Annotated in this window: 14 protein-coding genes and 3 tRNA genes; 11 read left to right on the forward strand and 6 right to left on the reverse strand. The window is 49.5% G+C overall.

Annotated features, from left to right (window positions below):
* Positions 1-206: 206 nt before the first annotated feature.
* The 3 genes from Q7S09_03945 to Q7S09_03955 all read right to left on the reverse strand — a co-directional run bounded on the left by Q7S09_03945 (position 207) and on the right by Q7S09_03955 (position 2772).
* A complete protein-coding gene (locus Q7S09_03945) occupies positions 207-1547 on the reverse strand; it encodes a sodium:solute symporter family protein (GenBank protein ID MDO8558311.1) in 1341 nt (446 codons plus the stop codon).
* A 233-nt stretch (positions 1548-1780) separates the two neighbouring features.
* Positions 1781-1870, reverse strand: a tRNA-Ser gene (locus tag Q7S09_03950).
* Between the two features lie 320 nt (positions 1871-2190).
* Positions 2191-2772, reverse strand: a complete 582-nt coding sequence (locus tag Q7S09_03955; GenBank protein MDO8558312.1) for a hypothetical protein — start codon at positions 2770-2772, stop codon at positions 2191-2193.
* Between the two features lie 92 nt (positions 2773-2864).
* Between Q7S09_03955 and Q7S09_03960 the strand changes: the two genes are divergently transcribed.
* The 3 genes from Q7S09_03960 (at position 2865) to Q7S09_03970 (ending at position 6725) form a co-directional block, all read left to right on the forward strand.
* The gene (locus tag Q7S09_03960; GenBank protein MDO8558313.1) at positions 2865-3935 is read left to right on the forward strand and encodes an LCP family protein; all 1071 of its coding nucleotides are present in this window, start codon (positions 2865-2867) and stop codon (positions 3933-3935) included.
* Positions 3936-3938: 3 nt separating this feature from the next.
* Positions 3939-4523, forward strand: a complete 585-nt coding sequence (gene pth, locus Q7S09_03965) for an aminoacyl-tRNA hydrolase (GenBank protein ID MDO8558314.1) — start codon at positions 3939-3941, stop codon at positions 4521-4523.
* A gap of 114 nt (positions 4524-4637) precedes the next feature.
* Positions 4638-6725: a CarD family transcriptional regulator gene (locus tag Q7S09_03970; GenBank protein MDO8558315.1), complete on the forward strand. Its 2088-nt coding sequence runs from the start codon at positions 4638-4640 to the stop codon at positions 6723-6725.
* 64 nt (positions 6726-6789) lie between these two features.
* On the opposite strand, the gene Q7S09_03975 is transcribed toward Q7S09_03970, so the two are convergent.
* Together Q7S09_03975 and Q7S09_03980 are read right to left on the reverse strand one after the other, a co-directional pair.
* Entirely contained in the window at positions 6790-7437 is a 648-nt protein-coding gene (locus tag Q7S09_03975; protein ID MDO8558316.1) for a hypothetical protein, read from the reverse strand.
* Positions 7438-7504: 67 nt separating this feature from the next.
* The gene (locus Q7S09_03980) at positions 7505-8905 is read right to left on the reverse strand and encodes a hypothetical protein (GenBank protein ID MDO8558317.1); all 1401 of its coding nucleotides are present in this window, start codon (positions 8903-8905) and stop codon (positions 7505-7507) included.
* Positions 8906-9324: 419 nt separating this feature from the next.
* Between Q7S09_03980 and Q7S09_03985 the strand changes: the two genes are divergently transcribed.
* From Q7S09_03985 to Q7S09_04000, 4 genes are all read left to right on the forward strand, one after another.
* Positions 9325-10467 carry a glycosyltransferase family 1 protein gene (locus tag Q7S09_03985; GenBank protein MDO8558318.1) on the forward strand — a complete coding sequence of 381 codons (1143 nt, stop codon included), beginning with the start codon at positions 9325-9327 and terminating at the stop codon, positions 10465-10467.
* Positions 10468-10778: 311 nt separating this feature from the next.
* Positions 10779-12731, forward strand: a complete 1953-nt coding sequence (locus Q7S09_03990; GenBank protein MDO8558319.1) for a hypothetical protein — start codon at positions 10779-10781, stop codon at positions 12729-12731.
* Between the two features lie 191 nt (positions 12732-12922).
* On the forward strand, positions 12923-14449 hold the full coding sequence (locus tag Q7S09_03995) for a ComEC/Rec2 family competence protein (protein MDO8558320.1): 1527 nt from the start codon (positions 12923-12925) through the stop codon (positions 14447-14449).
* A gap of 16 nt (positions 14450-14465) precedes the next feature.
* Positions 14466-15383, forward strand: a complete 918-nt coding sequence (locus tag Q7S09_04000) for a ComEC/Rec2 family competence protein (GenBank protein ID MDO8558321.1) — start codon at positions 14466-14468, stop codon at positions 15381-15383.
* Between the two features lie 12 nt (positions 15384-15395).
* Here Q7S09_04000 and recG read toward each other — a convergent pair whose 3' ends face one another.
* On the reverse strand, positions 15396-17525 hold the full coding sequence (gene recG / locus Q7S09_04005) for an ATP-dependent DNA helicase RecG (GenBank protein MDO8558322.1): 2130 nt from the start codon (positions 17523-17525) through the stop codon (positions 15396-15398).
* Positions 17526-17805: 280 nt separating this feature from the next.
* Between recG and Q7S09_04010 the strand changes: the two genes are divergently transcribed.
* From Q7S09_04010 to Q7S09_04025, 4 genes are all read left to right on the forward strand, one after another.
* The gene (locus tag Q7S09_04010; GenBank protein ID MDO8558323.1) at positions 17806-18198 is read left to right on the forward strand and encodes a septum formation initiator family protein; all 393 of its coding nucleotides are present in this window, start codon (positions 17806-17808) and stop codon (positions 18196-18198) included.
* Between the two features lie 4 nt (positions 18199-18202).
* Positions 18203-18273: transfer RNA gene (locus tag Q7S09_04015), tRNA-Gly, on the forward strand.
* A 3-nt stretch (positions 18274-18276) separates the two neighbouring features.
* Positions 18277-18414, forward strand: a tRNA-Gly gene (locus Q7S09_04020).
* Between the two features lie 111 nt (positions 18415-18525).
* Positions 18526-20673, forward strand: a complete 2148-nt coding sequence (locus Q7S09_04025) for a type IV secretion system DNA-binding domain-containing protein (GenBank protein MDO8558324.1) — start codon at positions 18526-18528, stop codon at positions 20671-20673.
* Positions 20674-20682 lie beyond the last annotated feature (9 nt).

Raw genomic sequence — 20682 nt, forward strand, 5'->3', positions numbered from 1 at the left:
TCGAAATAGCCTTATTCTACTTCGGTTCAAAGTTGTCAATCTGGCGGGGACAATGTCTGGAAGTTTGAACCAAAAACATGGCTCAAATTCAAGGATCTTGATAAAATCATACGCGAACTGCGGGCGATGTTCAAGCAACACCCTCAGTGGTTTGAGGTGCCTAAGCAAAAATCTGACAAAGGTAAGAATGTGGTTGAATACTCTATTTAGTTAAAGCTCGGATCTTTCTTGAATGCCTTTTGGAGTATGAGTAGTGAGAACAGAACAACGGGCAAAGAGAGAATTGCATTTTGAGGGTTGAGTTGATTTGCAAAGAACAAAACAACAATACTCAAAAATCCTAAAACCAAACTCCAAAATACTGCGCGTTGTTTCAGTTTCCAATAGAGTGATCCAAAAACTACTGGAAATAATGCAAGGTTCAAACTTGCGAGAGAAAAACCAAGAGCTAAAATGTTTTGGTAGAAAATAGCGACGAGAGCACCAAGAAGAATGAAAACCACCATGAAAAAGCGAGTAAGCTTTTTCATGGATTCATCGGTATATTTTGCGGAGTAGTTTTTGAGGTCGCGTGTAAAAATGGAAGAGACAACGAAAGTAACAGTATCCGAAGATGAAAGAGCAACCGCGTAAAGCAAAACCATACCAAACTCCTTTAGTCCGAAAGGAAGCAAATGCGAGAAACCCGCAACTAAAGCGTCTTCGGGGACAATGTTCGGGAAAAATTGTTTTGTAGCAAGGCCCACAATACTAATTACAACCCCAAGAACTAAAAGTATAATAACAGAATAATTTAATCCTCGTTTCAAATTCCTTTCGTCTTTAGTTGCAAAAATTCTTTGCCACAGATCTGGAGCAACCATAATTCCAAAGCCTGCAAGAATAAGAAAGCCGATGATGTTGCCAGCTCCAAGTGTTCCGAGATAAAATTCCGAAATTGGAATATGAGTTTTCCCAAGAAAGAAAATCCCAACTGTTAAAGTCATTATGAACATGATTATCAATTGGAAAAAGTCTGTACGAATTACCGCTTTGAAACCAGCAAGTAAAAGATATGTCAAAACTATCAGTCCACCAATTACAACAGCGAGAAAATATGGTATTGGAAAAATGGCCGCTAAAACTTTTCCACTAATTATCAAATTTACCACGAGCAATAAGAAAAACTGAAGTACCAAAAAAAACGAAAACATAAGGCCATTTTTCTTCCCTAAAATTCTGAAAAAATATTCAGGCATTGAATACACTTTCAGTTCGTCGGCTTTTTGTTTGATTCTTCCAGCATATTTTTTCAGTAGTAAAAATCCCAAAGCTAAGCCAACAAAAAGCCAAATGGCAGAAAAACCATATTGGTAAATATATGCCAGATAAATTGCCAAAACTGAGCCGTCAAAAAAACCTGCGCTCATTGTTGCGGCGACTTGAACGCCTTGAACCTTGCGCTCGGCAATCATAAAATCGTCCTCACTTTCTTTTTTTGAAGAAACGATACCTATAATCACAACGATTGCTATGTATATAAGAAAAAATATGATCGATAGTGCCATAAGTATATTTTAGCTCAAAAAACCCTTATTTTTCTTGGGTTCTAACTCGGACTTCTGGCGGAGGAGGGAGGATTCGAACCTCTTGTTCCTGGGTAGCCAATTATTTTCGAGAAACAAGGAAGCTACCCGCAATATGCTTCACTGAAGCATATTGCCCCCTTGCGAGGACTCTGGTTTTTTCCCGATTTGTCCAAATTTGAAAAAATTTGGCAACAAATCGCAATCCCGTCTCATGGCGGAGGGGGTGGGATTCGAACCCACGAGGGTATTGCTACCCTGACGGTTTTCAAGACCGTTGCCTTCGACCACTCAGCCACCCCTCCGCCATAGTACGGGACAAGACTGACTCGCTCTTCCTGGGCAGCCAATCATCTTTAAGAAACAAGGAAACTTGCCCGCAAAATCTGAAGACATTCAGATTTTGCCCACTCCTCCCAATGAAATATAAAGAAAGCCGAACTTGTTTTATTCTACTACTACTCGGCCATTAAAAAAAGAGTTTCCGGAACCCGCAGTCCATGTTGAGTAATTTGCTCATAATCGCATATAAGGGGCTTTGTGAGGCAATCTCATAAGACAAAGGATGTTAAGTCATAAAAAAACTCGCGGAGTGTTTCCGCGAGAAAATCCCTCTAAGCATTATCTAGCCCGCTACCCAGATAAGGCCATTGATTTTCCATTGCTTGCCGACTTTTTTGAATATAAAGAAAATCGGCTCTCTAGACACGTGCCCCAAGAGTGCCATGGCAGCGTAGACGGCAGCCCCCTGATCATCCTCAGAAAGATGTATCCGGACTTCTTTAGCGGCATCTGCGAGCATCTTGGGTTGTATGCGCTCCACGATGTTTTTCGGATCCGTGGGCAGTTGAGCGTACTCTGCCGATCGAGGATCGCCGTGTCCAAGTGCATTTACCTCTCCGTGATCTTTGAAGAGCCACATGACAAGCGTTTTCCGTAGCCATTCATCGGTGTTCAGCGCTTCGCTGTCCGTGAGTTCAAACATCCTTCTTGTGCCGGATATAAACGACTCGTCTTGTTCAAAAAACCCGATGGCTTTATCGATATCCTGTTCAATGAGCCAGACGTGCAAAAATCCATTGAAAGCCTCGGCTACCTCTCGCTGTTCTTTGGCCGACTTATCCCCGGCGGGGCTTGCGGCCGCCTGCCCAAATGGGCCCGCCGCAAAAAATAGAGCCGCTACTGCAAAAACCACAAATTGCTTCATGCTTCTTCCTCCCTGTCAAAAAACATTATCTTTGTGCCATTCTAGTCAAAATTGCTATTGTCGTCAAGAGCCGAATATCTTATTGTGTAAGCATGGGAGGCAAGGTTTTTTTCGGAATAGCCATTCTTATTGCGCTCATCTGCGGGGCTTCTTTCTTCGTGTTCTGGCAGACGTCTATTCCCGGCAGTTCGGGCGGCAATACCCAAAAAAGCATCACCACAACAGATGACGAGAAGACGGCTTCGAAAACCCAGGAACGCGTTAAGCTTTTTCCGCTTTTGCGTGCCGCGCTTATCGACCCCGTAACAAAAGGTTTGCCACCGAGAATCGCGGGAGAAGCCGGCCATCTGAATACACCCTTCAACCTGCTTATCGCTGGCGTTCCGGGAAAAGGAAATCCCGCACCGAATCTTACCGACACTATCATGGTTATTCACATAGACCCCGGGCAAAAGATGGTATATTTATTTTCGCTTCCGCGCGATCTTCTCGTGCGGGCTCCGGATGCGTCATACTATACGCGGCTCAACGGGCTCTATGAGCGGGGCGGCATCACCTCGCTTTATCTGAAAGCAGAAGATGTTACGGGTCTTGAGATAAGCCGGTATATTATTGTTGACCTGGAGGCTGTGAGCGAAATTGTTGATGCGCTCGGCGGAGTTAACGTGTATGTGGAGAAGGATATTTATGACCCGCGTTTCCCGGGCAACGGGTTTTCCTACGAAACTTTTTCACTTAAAGCCGGGTGGCGATTTCTGGACGGCATTGCCTCAACCCGCTATATTCGCACCCGGAACGATATGGATGACGATTTCGGAAGAATGCGCCGCCAACAGCTTTTTGGCGAGGCCCTGAAACAGAAGATCTCGGGACTATCGTTCGTGTGGGATATGCCAACATTCCTCAAGGTCTTAGATTCGGTCAGCACTCACGTAAAAACCAATTTGAACGCCGACGAACTTTTGTGGCTGTTCGATTTTGGGAAAAAGCTCCCGCAGGACAAGATCGTCATCGCCCCGCTTGATGCCGATGCCAAGAAAAATCTTTTTACCACCGGAGATTTTTGGTTCGGAGAAGCTCGCGCGTCCATTGTGGAACCCCTTGAAGGGATTGAACAGTACGAGGCTATTAGGGAATACGTGCAACGAGTGTTACCATACTGACACATGACGCAGAATGAAAAACACCATCTTCTTATAGTCGGCCTGGGAAATCCCGACAAAGCATATGAAGAAACGCCACATAACTTGGGACGCTTTTGTGTTTCGCGGTATGCGGAGGCTTTGGGATTCTCCGATTTTACGGCGGAGAAAAAATTTAACGCGCTTGTATCCAGCGGCCTTTTGCACGAACAGCGGATCATGGCCCAGCTTCCCGAGACATTCATGAACAACTCGGGCCAAGCTGTATTGGCGATATCGCATTTTTACAATATTTCCCCTACGCATATATGGATCGTGCACGACGACATCGACCTGCCTCTTGGAAGCGTGCGTGTCGCATTCGGCGGAGGATCCGCCGGGCATCATGGCGTGGAATCGATTTCCCAAAAGCTCGGTGAAGCGCATTTCTGGAGATTTCGCATTGGCATCGCTCCGGAAAAAGCTCTGGAGATACCCCTCGATGCGTATGTGCTTAAGAAGGGCGTCATCGACGCCAAAGCAACGGAAAATATTATTTCAAGAACGGCTTATTTGCTCACGCTTGCTCTTGAAAAAGGAATAGAAGAAGCGCAAAAACAATCGGATTGATGCAAAACAGATGGCTTGACATAGCGTTTTTTATTTGGTAACATTTCCTTAAGACATACGACACGCCGCCCGTTACCTTCGGGCGAGATTGTGTTATTCCTGATCAGAATGAGCGTGGAGAAGAAAAATAAGACAAAAACCGAAAAATCTCTTTTCATTATTGGATTGCGGCCGCTCGGACACCGAGTTGGAGATCTTTCATTGGAGGAAGCCCGGGGAATGCCTCGGAAAGATTCTGTTGCTAAAATTGCCGCATCCGAAAAGATAACCGTAAACTGGCTTCGTGAACACGAAGGAGACGTTGTGCGGGCCGTGAACGCCAATCCTTTTTGGCACAAGAATCTCTGTGCCGTAGAAACCGGCCAGGTTCTTAATTTGTCCGATTTTTTGCGCACATTGGAAAGCCTTGCATATGAAAAAGCGCAAACCATCGCGCGACCGGGCGAATACGCCCACCGGGGAGGGAACGTGGAACTCTGGCCCATAAACCGCGGCTCTCGCTATCACATAGAGTTCTATGGAAACAGCATTGAATCCATAGAATCATTGAGTGAAAAACGATATCGGGACAAGGAGCACATGCAGCTTTTTTCTCGGCGCTTCGGTAGCGAACTCATTGATGCGCTGCGCCCCGGTGACTTCGTGGTCCATTTTGATCATGGCATAGGAGTATTTCTTGAGAAAAAGGAGATTGCCGGACGCGAAACGGGACGCGCCCAGACCTATTATGTCTTAGAGTACGCAAAGGGCGATCGCCTCATGGTCCCGGAGAGCAAGAAAGAGAAGCTCTCGCTTTATGTGGGTCTTAAAACTCCCGAGGTGCACAGGCTCGGAAGCAGCGCCTGGTCAAAAACGCGGCGAATGGTAAGGGCAAGCGCTCTGATATTCGCCAAGGAATTGCTGCAGCTTTACGCTCACCGGGAACTGGAAAAAGGCTATGCGTTCGGGCCGGACGACGCCCACCAAAAAGAATTTGAAGAATCCTGTTCTTTCGAAGAAACCCTGGACCAGCGCGTCGCAACAGACCAAATAAAAGCCGACATGGAGGGCGGCCGGCCCATGGAGCGCCTGCTTGCCGGGGATGTCGGTTTTGGGAAGACCGAGGTTGCCATGCGCGCCGCTTTCAAGGCGGTAATGGCAGGAAAGCAGGTTGCCCTGCTTGCTCCGACCACCGTGCTTGCCTACCAACATTTCCGGACATTCAGCGACCGCATGAAGTCGTACCCCGTGCGCATCGCATTGCTCTCGCGTTTAAAACTCTATGAAACGGCACGCGAGACGGAGGGGGAGGTTTTGCAACATATTAAAAACGGGAGTATCGATATCATCATTGGCACGCACCGTCTTCTGTCCAAAGACGTGCGTTTTAAGGATCTGGGACTGCTCATCATCGACGAAGAGCAAAAATTCGGGGTCAAGCAAAAAGAAAAACTCAAGACGCTCAAGACGAACCTCGACGTACTGCTTATTTCGGCAACCCCCATTCCGCGAACGCTCAATTTGGCCTTGGCCGGACTGCGGGAAATGTCTATTATTTCAACGCCTCCCCCCGGCCGCATGCCGATCCAAACACTCGTTCTTCCGGACAGCGACGAGATGATTCGCAAGGCACTCTTGGACGAACTGCATCGGGACGGACAAGTATATGTGCTATGGAATCGGGTGGAAACAATGGCGCTTGCGAGAAAGAAGATCGTCGAGCTTGCTCCACGAAATGCAAAAATCGAAGTGGCACACGGGAAGATGGGCGAGATCGCGCTTATTGAGATCATGGAAAAATTCCGCGACCGCAAAATAGATATTCTGGTGGCAACGACCATTATTGAAAACGGCCTTGATTTTGAAAACGTCAATACGCTTGTGGTGATGAATGCCACGCGCCTGGGCCTTGCGCAAACCTACCAATTGCGCGGCCGCATTGGGAGAGGAGACAGACAGGCCTACGCGTATTTTTTCTATCCTTCCTCAAACTCGGGAAAGGCCGAGCTTTCCGAAAATGCGAAAATGCGCCTAGAGGCGCTTGAGGAATTCGCGGAACTTGGCAGCGGCTATCGCGTGGCCTTACGGGACCTGGAAATACGCGGCGCAGGCAACATGCTTGGCAGGGAGCAATCAGGAAACATCTACCGCGTCGGATTGAATCTGTATCTTTCCATGCTTGCTGAAGCCGTAGAAGAACTTCGAGGAAAAGAAAAAAAATAAACGAGAAAGAAAAAAGCCGGGAAGTATTTCCGGCAGTTTTTGCATGAAGGCAAAAGAAGCAACCTCACTTTGGGGGTGCGAGAGGCTTCTCGATACCCGTCTCGAATGACTTGTTGACCGTGGCAGTGCTAATCGGCTCAGCCATTTTTTCCAAGGCGTCCACCGCGTAGTAGTCCGTGCTGCCGACGCGGAAATGAAGATCGCGGCTTGGGTAGATGCCGCTTAAGATCCACGCCCGGACGATCCCCTCTTTGCGCCAGTAGTTGTATGCCTGTGCTTTTTCAATGCGCAGATTCTGCTTGTTCCGAATCGCTTCACGGCCGGCGCTGATAGTCGGCAAGATCTTATCGTAAATATTGAGCGGAGTTGTATCGGGATACGCTTCGGACACGGCCTGCAGAAGCGCCGTCCCCTGGTTCGGGTTGTCGCCGTACCGCCCCTCGATGGCGTTCCGAATAATGGCATCCATCTTCTCCGACTTCAGATTGCCAAGACCGGTTTGTTCGTAGAATGTCAGTTCATACGTCGCGCGTTCCGAAACCTCTACGCGAACGATCTTGTTCAGGTCTGTCTCCCACGCAAGCGCGGCGTTTCGAACGCTCACGGCATAGCTGTATAAGCTTATGGCCGCAACGCCCACCGTAAAAGCAATCGCCAGGATCAGAAACAAACCCTTCACCACCCCGGCTTCCGAATGAAATCTGTTCTTCATGAATTTTCCCCCTTCTTTTTTTGTTGATTGGTTGAGTTTCCTGGCGGATCTATCTTCGCCGCCAGCGTTACGTCCTCTCGGACGGATCATGGTGCGTAGCCGCCCACAGCCAGGCCCCGCAGCATATAAATAGTGTAAAGATGAAAATTGTCCACATCTGGCCGGTACTTGGCCGGATTTCGTTCTTCAAGTAAAGAAACCCACCCTGTCCGTCGTCACCCGACATGCTTACCCGCTTGAACTTCGTTGCCGGATTATCCGCTCCCCAAAGCACGCGCTGGATTGGGCCATATGCGCCGTCGGGTGGATAGTGAATGCCCTTGGCGTCTTTGCGGCTTGCTGGCGGACCTAAAAGCGTCGCGGCAGTAAGCGGCAGACCTTTAAGGCCATCACGCATCATCACAATAAACTTCTCATTTCCCAGCGGCATCCCGGTAAACGCCCTGCTCCAGGATACCGTCGCGCCATCAGCGGTGCCGACAAGAACGACAATGCCGTTTTTGGACAATGCGTCACTGCCATAAATACTTTTGTCCTGCCAGTGGGCTTTGAGCGCGAACACGTAGCGATCCGGATTTCTGGAGACCGCCTCGTCTTTAACGACAACCAGGTGCAGGTCTCCTTGCATTTGACTTCCGAGGTTCGCGTTCAGATATTCCAGCGCTTCCTGCCACGCGCGGCCGTCTTGCGGAAGCCAGCCAACGAAATAAACTTTGTCGGCGCGATAGAACGACTGAACGGTTCTGAACAGCATCGGTAAAAGCTTGCGCGACTGATAATCAAGGATATCGCCGGAAGATTCTTTCATCAGCGTATGCTCCGATGCCAAGATGTAGTTGACGTAGCTTCTCCGCGCAGTGACCGGACCGGGTCTATTTGCTTCGCAGCGGGCGCGCACCGCAACCCAGAACGGGGGCTCTCCCGTTCCGGCGCTCGAAATAACGTTCTGGGGAATAGGGGTTCCTGCGCGCCATTGGTGCGCTTGCGGGTTTTCTGGAAAAACATTCGTCGCAATAGTATAGCGCCCCAGCGTCGTATCCGCGTAAAAGTTATATTCGCGGTCCACATAGGGGCAGGAATGATAGCGGGTTTCCGGGCGGTAACAGGTGCTGCATGACGTATATCCGTTTTTGTCTGTCGTGCACATGCAATCATATGCCACCATCACGATATACGGATCGCAGTCGTACTCGTACCGGCATGGGCCGTCGCGAGTGCACTCTACATACTCCTTGACCGCGGCAACTTCCCAGCCGTTCCAGTACTCCATAAACTTCAACTTGCTGTCTCTGGCCATCGTCCATCCCACCCAAGCAACCAATACGGCGGCTATGGGCGAGACAGCCATGCCGATGGCGTATTCGCGCCACGTAATGCGTGCCTCACGGTTTTGAGCTTCCAAAATCCATTTGATAAGAAGGCCCGCCAAGGCGGTAATCATGATCGTTGCCAAAATCAATGTCACCATCTTTATGTGCTCCTTTTGGGGTTTTCAAAGAAACTTGCCACAGAAAGGTAAATGTAGCACAAACGAAAATCTATGTCAAACACAATATGCCACACATTTCTAAAATTTCAACCTCGAAAAAAAATATTTTCTTGGCATATATAGGCCAATATTTGGATTCTGAGGGACAAGATTTTTCAAAACCCTCCCACTGAAAAAACAAAGCGATATACCACACTAATCCCTTAAAAATAAAGGTCATTAAATCCTTTGTTTCCTGTATTCGCTCGGAAATGCAAAAGCAAACTTTTGTATTTCACTCGACCCGCTTGGAAAGAAGCTTATAGTGCGGGATACTGGATGTATATCCTTAGGCTTCAAGGAGATATGTGCTCCTCGACCGGATCCGTCGGTTAGCGGACGCGTGGGAGGTTTTTCTTATGTTAAGGCCATATCAGCACACTATCGGTATTGACGCCCGAATGCTTGGAGCGGAACAGACGGGCATCGGAAAATATATTGCACGGCTTTGCGAATATCTACCGCCGCTCATGAGCGACACACGGTTCGTTCTCTTTTTGCGCGAACCGGAGTATTCGAATTTTAAGAGCGCCCATCCTAACGTGGTAAAACGAAGGGCGGAGGCGCATTGGTACGGCTACAAAGAACAACTCATCCTGCCCATTGGATTCCTTCTGGCGCGCCCGGACCTTATGCATTTTCCCCATTTCAACGTTCCGATGCTCTATCCGGGAAAGTTTATCGTAACAATCCACGACCTCACGCCCCATACGTTTTCGGGTCCTGCGGCGCATTCATGGTGGAGAAAGTCGATGTTTCGACTTGTTTTCTCCGGCGCCCTCGAACGATCAGAGCGCATCATTGCCGTATCGCAATATACCAAAAAAGATATTATTGAACGCTTTAGGACGGTGCCTGAAAAAATAGGAGTAATATACGAAGGCGTGGACGAGCGATTCAAAAAAAAAGTACCGAGAATGCAGAGTCTGGAATTTCTGAAAAAAACGTACGGCATCGCAAAACCTTTCTTGCTCTATGTCGGCGTATGGCGTGAGCATAAAAATTTGGCAGGACTTATTGAGGCATATGCCCTGATGCTGAAAAAATACCATGCAGATTTTGATCTGGTGCTTTGCGGAAAGGAACACTCCTCGTATCCCGATGCGCGCCGAGCTTGGGAGCGCCTCGGCCTTGAGGACCGCGTAAAGCGTCCGGGCTTCATTCCAGAAAAGGAGCTTGAGCATTTTTATCGGGCGGCTTCGCTCACCGTGGTTCCTTCATTCGCCGAAGGATTCGGATTCACGGGACTTGAGTCGCTTGCGTGCCAAACACCGGTTGCCGCTTCTCAAACAACATCCTTGCCGGAAATTCTCAAAGATGCTGCGGTATATTTTGACCCCCATAACTCCGAAAACATGGCGGAGGTCATGCATCGCATACTTGTAAACAAAGAAGAACAAAAAATATGCCTTGAAAAAGTTCCCGATCTTATGGAGCAATATCGATGGGAGACCATGGCCGAAAAAACCGCTAAGTATTACCGGAGCATTCTCGAACACTGATAGCGTTGCGCTCCGTGCCCTCCGCTTGTCTTTCGATATGAAACGCCTCGGGACGTCCTCCACTGCATTATGGGTGCTGCACAATCCCTGAAGTCCATAGAACACAAGGAGGGATTGCTTGCCGCAGGTCGCCGTTACCAGTTCGATAGAACACATGGAGCTTGCCCCTGCGGGAATACGCAGGGACTGCGGTGCCGTTACTAATTTTATAGAACATATGGAGCGGCGCCTTGTTGCAATTTGCGTAAAATTGGCGTACGGTGGTTTTAACGATTTCTTTCTTTGAAACTCAAATACTCAGGAGGCCTGTCATGAAACGAACGAAAAGTACGTTTTTGCTTTTTTTTGCTTTATTGCTTGGTTTTTTGGCGTTTCTGCCATCGGATGGATTTGCAAAAAGACCCCAGATTCTGGCACTTGCCGATCTTAAGCCCGGCGCCAATGCCATCGGATTCTCCGTATTCAAGGAAAATAAGATAGAACCATTTAATGTCTTGCTCGGCAATACATTTAACAATGTGGGCATGACATATATTTACGCCAGGATATCCGGCGGACCCATGGAAACGCAACTTGAGCAAATGGGGGCCATTGCGGGCATGAGCGGAAGTCCCGTGTTCATAGATTGCACAACCTATGAAGAGTGCGTGGACCACGGCGTGCTTGTCGGCGCGATAAGTCTCGGAATAAGCAAAATTCCGCTCGGCGGCATGAATTCGGGAATAACGCCGGCAGAAAAAATGCTAGGCTCTTCATCCGGGGGTTTTGATGCCGTCAACAGCCTCTTTGCATCTACCAATCTACCTCAAGGCATGTCCTACCCCATTCTCACGACCGCACCTCCGGGTCTATCAGAAAATCTGCAAACAAAAGGCATTACCGCGGCTTCTCCCAGCAGTGAAAAAACATCTGAATTTGAAACTGACGCGCAAGCCAAGCTCAAGCCCGGCTCCATGATTTCCGTGTATCTTGCAAGCGGAGACATACCCATTGCCGTATCGGGAACTGTCACATGGGTTGATGAAAATCGCATCTATGCCTTCGGACATCATCTTTTCGGCAAAGGCATTGCCCGTTATCCCTTTGCTCAGATCAGCGTAAGCGCCACGATCCAAAATCCCCTCGAGCCGTATAAATCTCCGGGAAGGATTCTGGGCAACCGGGGCGTCATCACGCTTGACGGAGCAACAGAAATTTCCGGTATCATTGGCGAGAATATGCAGGGCATTCCGTTTCGAGCGACATTGCAAATAAACGCCAAAAATTTTGCGCTGGACGAGAATGTAACACCGAATACCCCCTACACCGATACGTTTCTGACGCAACTACCGGCGTTCTGGATAAGCCGGATAGCCGGTGACGCAAAAAATCTTTCGCTTAAGTATCAGGTACGGCTCGTCCTCCAAGGACAACCGGAAATACTTATCAGGAACACCGTCGGAGCGGCATTCAAACAAAATCCGGTTGAAAAGCTAACTGCCGCGCTCGCTGGAGTAATCGGACAGCTGACTGCAAGCGGGTTTCCTTTCGCTCTCGAATCTTTGAAGCTTGACACGGAATTGCTCACGGATTCGACGCTTTGGCAGAAAGAGAGGGTTTTTCTTTCCAAAGCCGAGGCGCTTCCCGGCGAAACCGTAATACTATCCATTGTTCTGCGAAAATTCCAGGACGATGGCGTGTTCCGCAAAATTGATGTTCCAATTGCCATTCCGGCGGACATTCTTTCCCGAAAACTCCTCACGCCCTTTGCGTCGATCGGAATTCTAGTTCAGAGCAAATCGCAATTCACGAAAAAGATCCCGAATTATAGACCTCCGCGGGAGCTTACAGAAGTGATCGCGCAAATCAATGAAAACGGATTATATCGGCCCGATGCGGCGTATGTGCAAATAATCCTCCCTCCCAGGATCGAGGGCGTTCCCGTGCCGCAAAACTATGAAGCGCTTGAGAAAAGGGGGACGCGTGCATCCGATGGCCAAAAAGAGAAACGAAAAAAAGCTTCCCAGGCACAAAAGAAAGAACAGCCACCGCCCCAATCCTCCGAACCTCAAAAAACAGTACAGGGATGGCAGGTAATCGATTCCTCCGTAATTCCGCAGGAGGCCGGCTTGAACGGAAAACCGGAAGTCATTCTGTATATTCTCCCGCCGCTTTACGGCGTTCTGGATCTTTCGGAGGAACTGGAGCTTGTGGTGAAGACTCCGCCTCCTCCAGTGACAGAACAGGAACCCCCGAAAAAAAAGAAGCGCTTTTGGCTCTTCTGAAATACTGCGCCGCAAACCCTGCGGCGCTTTTTTAATTGTCCGTATTATTGACCCCGCTAGAAGTCGCGGACGCGTTTAACGCGTAAGAAACAAAATTTTTTTCATGAAGCGAGTCCGCGTCCTACTTCTAACGGGGTTGACGCAGAAGTCCCAAATCATGTTATAGTGCCACATTACCCCCATAATCTGCTATGCATCCATCGCGTATATTCTTTTATAGCTGTTCTGCGTTCGGCGTGGGCATATGCGTCTCGGCTATCTTTCGCATTCCGGAGAGCATGACCCTGGGCATGCTGGGCATTGCGACGGCATCACTGGCCGTGGCCGTTCTGACAAAAGTGCGTATTAAATATCTTGTGCCGGCGCTTGGCATTATAGCTTTTGCTCTCGGTATTATTCGGTTAGGAGACGTCGAGCAGCGGTGGGAACATGAGCGCAATGAATTTCTTCTTGCCGCACAAAACCTGTCCCGAGTATTCCCGAGGGAGGCGCCGTCAGGCATAACTGCAACCGTCGCGTCGCGCGAGAGGCTCGAGAATTCTACTCGATACGAACTCGAACGCATTTCTCTGGAAGATCGCTCCCGGACTCGTTGGCTTCTTACGTATACAGGATATGAAATATTCGACCCCGGAGACCGCATCCTTCTGCAACGGCCGCACTTCGATACCTCAACGACGAGCGAAGCTTTTTTGAAGCGCGACGGCATTGCCGGCGCCGTGAGGTTCCCTGAAAAAATCGTTCCGCTCGGAAGTTCCTGTCCTACGTTTTTGGCGAATGCCTCATGCGCCCGCTATAGAGCTTCCGAGCAACTCTCCCATCTGAAAGAATCTTTTGAAAAAAATCTCCGTCTTGCGCTTCCCGTACCGCATGCCGCGCTCGCGGCCGGACTTTTGCTGGGCACGCGCAGCGCTCTGTCGCAGGAAATGAAGGACGATTTCAGGCGCACGGGAATGAGCCACATTGTCGCAGTTTCCGGCTACAACATCACTATTCTTATCCTTGCCATTGCCACCCTGATGGGATTTTTTATGTTGCCCAGATCCTTAACATTCTGGGCCGTCACACTGTTCATTATACTTTTTACGCTTCTCACCGGAGCCGGAGCGTCGGTGGTGCGCGCAGCCCTCATGGGATTCTTGCTTATTCTTGCGCAAAAAGAATCACGCATGTATTCGGCAAGGATTGCCCTTTCTTCCGCCGGGGCTCTCATGCTTTTTCAAAACCCGATGCTTTTGCGATACGATCTGGGCTTCGTGCTTTCGTTCCTGGCAACCGCAGGACTTTTGGTGCTTTATCCGCTTCTTGAAGAGCGAGCGCGCGAAAATAAGAAACTCTCCGGCATTAAGGATGTCGCACTGCAATCCGTCTCCGCACAGTTATTTGTCTTACCTGTCATCATCATTACATTCGGTTCTATTTCTTTCGTATTTCTCATCTCTAACGTTGCCGTTCTCCCATTCATTCCCCCCACGATGTTTTTCAGCTTCCTTGCCGGTATCGCGGGGTTTTTCGGCGAGCATATCGGAAACATCGTTGCGTTTCCCGCATACATTCTGCTTGATTACGAGATTATCATCGTTGCCACGTTTTCAAAAATTCCTCACGCATCTCTTGCTCTGGCGTCCGCTTCTTTGCGGTATGCCGCAGGACTTGCCTCCACCATAGGAGCTGCCTTGCTTGTATGGAAACTGAAAAAACTTCGTGAAACTTTTTAATGTTCGTGCAATATTTATGTATCGCCTCTTCAGAAAACATCGCTTTCTTCTTGTATTCATCCTTTTTCTTGGGGTTGTGCTTTTGTGGAAGACGGACGCTCTCGTCGGTTCTCCAGGCCTTCGTGTCCACTTCTTTGATGTTGGCCAGGGAGACGCGGAATTTTTTGAAACCCCGGGGGGCAAGCAGGTGCTTATCGACGGCGGGCCGCGGCAAGACGTGATACGGCGTCTTGCCCAGACCATGCCGTTCTGGGACCATTCAATAGATCTTGTCATCCTCACCCATCCTCAGCTTGACCATCTTTCCGGCCTTGTTCCCGTTCTGGAGCGTTACCACGTGGGAAGCATCATGCTCAATGCCGCTTCGTACAAGCTTGATGCATATGCGGCGCTTTTGAACGTTGTTGGGCAAAAAAACATTCCCGTTGTTTTGGCACGCGCGGGTGAAAAAATAACGTTCGATAGCGGCATCACCGCCAAAATTCTTTCTCCGAAAGAAATCGTTGCGGAGGAGTTGTTCAAGGAAATAAACGAATCATCCATCATCGTGCGCCTTGATTACGGAAAGACGTCTTTTTTATTCACCGGGGACGCTGGATTTCCCACGGAAGAAGATCTTGTTTCCCGAGATGCCTTTCTTGATGTGGATGTGCTGAAAGTGGGACACCATGGCTCAAAATACGCCTCAGGAGAGACGTTCTTGCGGGCGGTATCGCCACGCGTTGCCGTCATTGAAGTTGGCGCAAAAAATACCTACGGCCACCCAACTCCGGAAACACTCTCGCGCCTTGCCGCAATCGGCGCTACAATATTTCGAACCGATAAAGACGCCACCGTAACGCTTGAAACGGACGGAAAAACGGTATCACGGCTCTTTGCGAAAGACTACGGCATCTTCCGTTCCGTAAAGTCGCAAACGCTTTTTGAGGAATAGGAGCAAGGCAGTCTATTCTCCGTGCACGCGCCCCCCGGATCTCTTAAGTCTTTCCCTAATAGCGGGATGGCGTGCAAGATCTGGATCTTCTGCACAAACCTTCCTGGCATCTTCCCGGACTCTTTCAATGAGCACCGGATCTTGCAGGGCCTCCATGGCGATATCGGGCATGCCGGACTGCGCCTCGCCCATGAATTCTCCCGGTCCGCGCAATTCAAGATCGATCTGTGCAAGCTCAAATCCGTTTTTTGCGCCAACAAGCGCCCGGAGGCGGCTTTGGGTCTCTGCCCCTGAAGAATCCGAAAAAAGCAGACAATATGATTTATGTTCGCCCCTTCCTACTCTTCCGCGAAACTGATGGAGGGTCGCAAGCCCAAACCGGTCAGCTCCTTCAATTGCCATAACGGTCGCATTAGGAACATCTATGCCAACCTCGATAACGGAAGTAGAGACCAGGATATCGGTCTGGCCTTCGGTAAATTTCTTCATGACGCTTTCTTTTTCTTTCGATTTAAGCTTTCCGTGCAGCATGGCTACGCTGAGGTCTGGAAATACGATTTTTGACAGTTTTTCGTATTCTTCTTTCACCGCCTTCACGTCGTTCCATACCAATTTCCTCCTATCTTTTTCCGCGCTTATCTGCGCTGGGCCCATCCCGCGCTGATCCGCATTATTCGAAAGCTCTATTCGAGGACAAATAACAAATGCTTGCCGCCCCTCTTTGATCTCCGAACGGATGAACGCGTATGCTTCATTGCGATGCGCGGGAGCTACGAGGCGCGTCTCGATGGGCTTGCGATCGGAAGGCATTTCGGTGATGCGCGAGATGTCCAAATCCCCGTATACCGCAAGAGCCAGTGTTCGAGGTATCGGCGTTGCGGACATGGAAAGAAAATGCGGCGCTTGTGCATCGCCAGACTTTTTGAGGATATTCGAACGCTGGTCAACGCCGAAGCGATGTTGCTCATCCACGATGGCAAGGGCCACGTCTTTGCAAAGCATCTCCGGCGAAAGAAGCGCATGAGTTCCAATTGCAACGTGCACGCCTCCTTCTTTGAGCAGTGCCCGAAACGTCTTTTTTGCGATCTTCTTCTCGGACGCATGCGATGCAATAAGCGCATAAGGAGAAGAGGTGACGAATCCTATGGTAATACCGTGCGGCCCAAGAATTTTTTTTGCGCTTGCAAAATGCTGGCGCGCAAGAACCTCGGTCGGTGCCATAATAATGGCCTGATGTCCGGCTTTTATCACCTCCAGCACCGCAAGGAATGCGACGATGGTTTTGCCGCTTCCTACGTCACCCTCAAGAAGTCTTTGCATGGGATAGGGATGCGCAATGTCTTGCAAAATCTGCCAGGCAGCCCTGCGCTGGCCATCCGTGAGATTGAAAGGAAGCTTGTCTACGAATGTTTTAATGAGAGATTGGTCAAAGGGGATCGCGTGAGCCCGTATGCGCTCTCGCCCTTTTTGTTCCATGATAAATCGCGTCTGGAGCAAAAAAAGTTCTTCGAATTGAAAACGCCTACGCGCTTCTTTGGCATCTTTTGATGTTTCAGGGAAATGGATAGAGCGCACTGCCCGTTCGGGGGGTAAAAATTTTTCACGTAAAAGAACTTCGTGCGGAAATATTTCACGAAGACTCGAGGCGGTATCGAGATACCGGTGCACAAGCATGCGGATCCATCGGGAAGTCAGCCCCTTTGTTTCCCGATATACCGGCACAAGCCGCCGGGTATGCAAAGAGCTCTCCTGGCCGGTACCGATTATTTCGTATGCGGGATTTGCAAAGTAGATACCGCGCTTTCCATCATACACTTTTCCGGCAAGCGCAATTTTTGTTCCTTTTTTGAACATCCGCGCAAGATAGAGCTGGTTGAACCATACCACGCGGACCGACCCGGAAGCATCGTCTACGACGGCTTCCAAAAGCTGCGTTCCGCGATTCCATGCTCTGATGATTTTTACATCTTTTACATACCCCTCCACAGCAACAACCTCGCCCGCGCGCAAGTCTCGTGTGGCCAAGACCCGCGAGAAATCGTCATATCGATATGGGAAGTAATGCAAAAGATCCTCGACGCTGTGCAGGCCGAGGACGTTCAATTTCCTGGTTAGCGCCTGATTTTTTACAAAGGCCGCCACAGTTTGGTATGATATGATTAGAACAACGGTAGGATAAGCGCTGCCACCATCGAGATAGATACGACAACAACCGCTGCACCCCAAATGAATTTGATGATTTGTTTTTTTCGTCTCATATCATAATTAGTATAGTGGAAAGGCCCTCTGAACACAATATGCCCGGTGCGATAATTTCGACCGCCCTCCGGACATACTTTTAAAGAAAATCTTAGCCATGGCTAAGGCGTTTGATTTTTAATTGCATCGCGAGCTTTAAGGCGTTGAAATTGTAGCGCCATGTATGGCCATCCTCCGTTCAAAAATAACCATCGTAGTTGCATCGGGTTTCACCATTATGTTTGGCGCTCTTGGCGCAAGGGCATTCATGCAGGAGCGCGCATTACGGCGGGACATTGCCAAGCTTGAGTCGGGCATCGCGAAGGCCGAAGAAAAAAACAAAGAACTTGTACATTTGGTTGAATATTTTTCCAAACCCGAACAACTTGAAAAAGAAGCGAAGGTCCGGCTTAACCTTAAAAGGCCCGACGAAGAAGTGCTGGCGCTCTCATCCGAACCCCCATATATTCCAAGCGCTTCCGGCAATCCGAGCATGAGCGTGCAAACCACGACATTCCCCTTCTCGCAAATTGTAGATTTTTTTAAATCCTTTTTCACCTATTCGCTTAAGGAATAATTTTGCGGGCGTAGTATAGTGGTAGTACGTGACCTTCCCAAGGTCAAAGTGTGGGTTCGATTCCCATCGCCCGCTCATGCGAGGTTAGTGGAGTGGGCTGAATGCTCCAGTGGAGCATTCAGCGGGAGACTGCGGTGTTTCGGAAAAATAAAAGTCTCCCAGGAAGTACGATTGCTTCCCAAGCAATAAGCACGAGTCCGATTCTCGTATCCCGCTCACGTTGAGAAGACCGCACTGTTGTGCGGTTTTCTTGTTGAGGAGCGCGGAGAAGTAAATCGTTCCCGATGGATATTTGCATAATGACGAAAATTATGGTATGCTTTAAACATGGAAATAAACGATCAGGCAAGCGTATACTTCGCCCGCACTAACTTTCGCGGGGAAGACAGGATTTTCGGCATTAAGACCAAAGACCGCAGACAGCACATGTACGTGGTCGGCAAGACCGGCTGCGGCAAGTCGGTCATGCTTAAAAACATCGCCGTGCAGGATATTCAGAACGGCTCGGGTATTGCCGTGGTAGACCCGCATGGGGAACTCGTAGAAGAAATCCTTGCCTCCATACCCCCGCATCGTATCAACGATGTGATTTATTTTAACCCAGCCGATGCCGAATTCCCCATTGGCTTTAACGTGCTGGAGGTTCCGGACCCGAAATACAAACATGTGGTCGCTTCGGATCTCATGGGGATCTTCACGAAAATTTGGGCAAACGTCTGGTCGGCGCGCATGGAGTACATCATGCAAAACTGCATAATGGCCTTACTCGATACGCCCGGAACCACCCTGCTTGGCATTCCGCGGCTTTTGGTTGACCGGGAATACCGCACGAAGATCATTGCAAACATCAAGGATCCTGTAGTGAGGGCATTCTGGACGCAGGAGTATGAGAATTATACCGACCGTTTGCGCTCGGAAGCCATCGTGCCCATCCAGAACAAAGTAGGCCAGTTCCTGAACACCTCCATGGTGCGCAATATCATGGGCCAGCCCAAAAGCGGTTTTAATGTGCAGGATGTTATGAATTCTGGAAAGATTCTCTTGGTGAACGTCTCAAAGGGACGGATTGGCGAAGATAATTCGGCATTGCTTGGCGCCATGATGATCACAAAATTACAGCTTGGCGCCATGGAAAGAGTCCGCGTTGCCGAGAAGGATCGCAAGGATTTTTATCTCTATGTTGACGAGTTCCAGAACTTCGCGACGGATTCATTCGCTTCGGTGCTTTCGGAAGCCAGAAAATACCGACTCAATCTTGTCATTGCGCATCAATACATCGGACAGCTGGTTACCGAGCAGTCCACCAAGGTGCGGGATGCCGTATTCGGCAACGCCGGGACCATCATTACATTCCGGGTAGGAGCGGTTGATGCAGAATTTCTGGAAACAGAGTTTACTCCGGAATTCCTGCCGGAAGACCTGGTGAATCTCCCCAATTATCATATTTACACGAAACTCATGGTTGACGGCGTCACTTCTAGGCCATTCTCCGCAACAACGCTCCCCCCCATACCGGTGGAAGAATCTGATCAAACGGTAGAAAAGATCATTAAAATATCGCGCGAGCGTTATTCTCTGCCCCGCAAAGAGGTTGAGGAGCGCATTATGCGGTGGAGCGGCATGGATTTTTCGGAAACCGAAAGCACTCCGGAAGATGAGTTTGTTTTCGGACCGAAAACTGCCGCTTCCGGACAAAGGGGAGCGTCTGACGCTCGGCAATCTGGATCTTTTTTAAACAGAAAAAACGATAAGGCTCCGAGCGTTCCTTTGCAGCTTTTCAACGCCGTATGTGCGCGATGTAAAAAACAGACCGAAGTGAATTTTCAGCCCGATGGCAGACGGCCGGTGTATTGCAAGCTATGCCTGCCCATAATCCGCTCGGAGGAGGTGAAAAAACTAAAATCCGAAACATTCGCAAGTTCCGTAGCAGAAAAACCGGCATCTCAACGAAATGTTGTCGGGGCATATGGCACGCCCCGGCCCACCCCGCCAAATCTCCAGCAAAGCGAGCCGGCTCCCCTGCCCGCAAGGCGTCGCCCCGGCCCTGGCGCGGATTTTCCAACCGTTCGGCCAACCTCTTTTAAGGTTGCGCCCGCCGTCCCAACTAACATCGTGGATCTTTCAATCCCAAATAAAATTCAACAAGAGAAGTCAGGAATTCTCAAAGAAGTCGGGACCGGGCCGAAGGTCGGGATAAAAGCTATTTCCCTCAAGGATGCCCTTCAAATGGACGGACTGACATTTTCCGGTAAAAGACTGAAGCGAAAAGAAGTGGATCTTACGGCTTTGCGCGAAGCGCTGGGTGCATCGTTAGAATCGCGCGAGCTTCCCGATGCGCCAACTTCACCAGAACCTTACCTCGCCCCGCAGCAAGGCAGACGGGGCGAGCCGAAACATGAAACGGGCTCCGTGCCACAACACAAAGGCGCCCCACTCCGTCCGGGCCAGATTGTGACGCTTAGAGCAGAGGAGTAGCACGTACGC

The organism is bacterium (genome assembly GCA_030649025.1).
Classification (GTDB): Bacteria; Patescibacteriota; Minisyncoccia; order JAUYLV01; family JAUYLV01; genus JAUSGO01.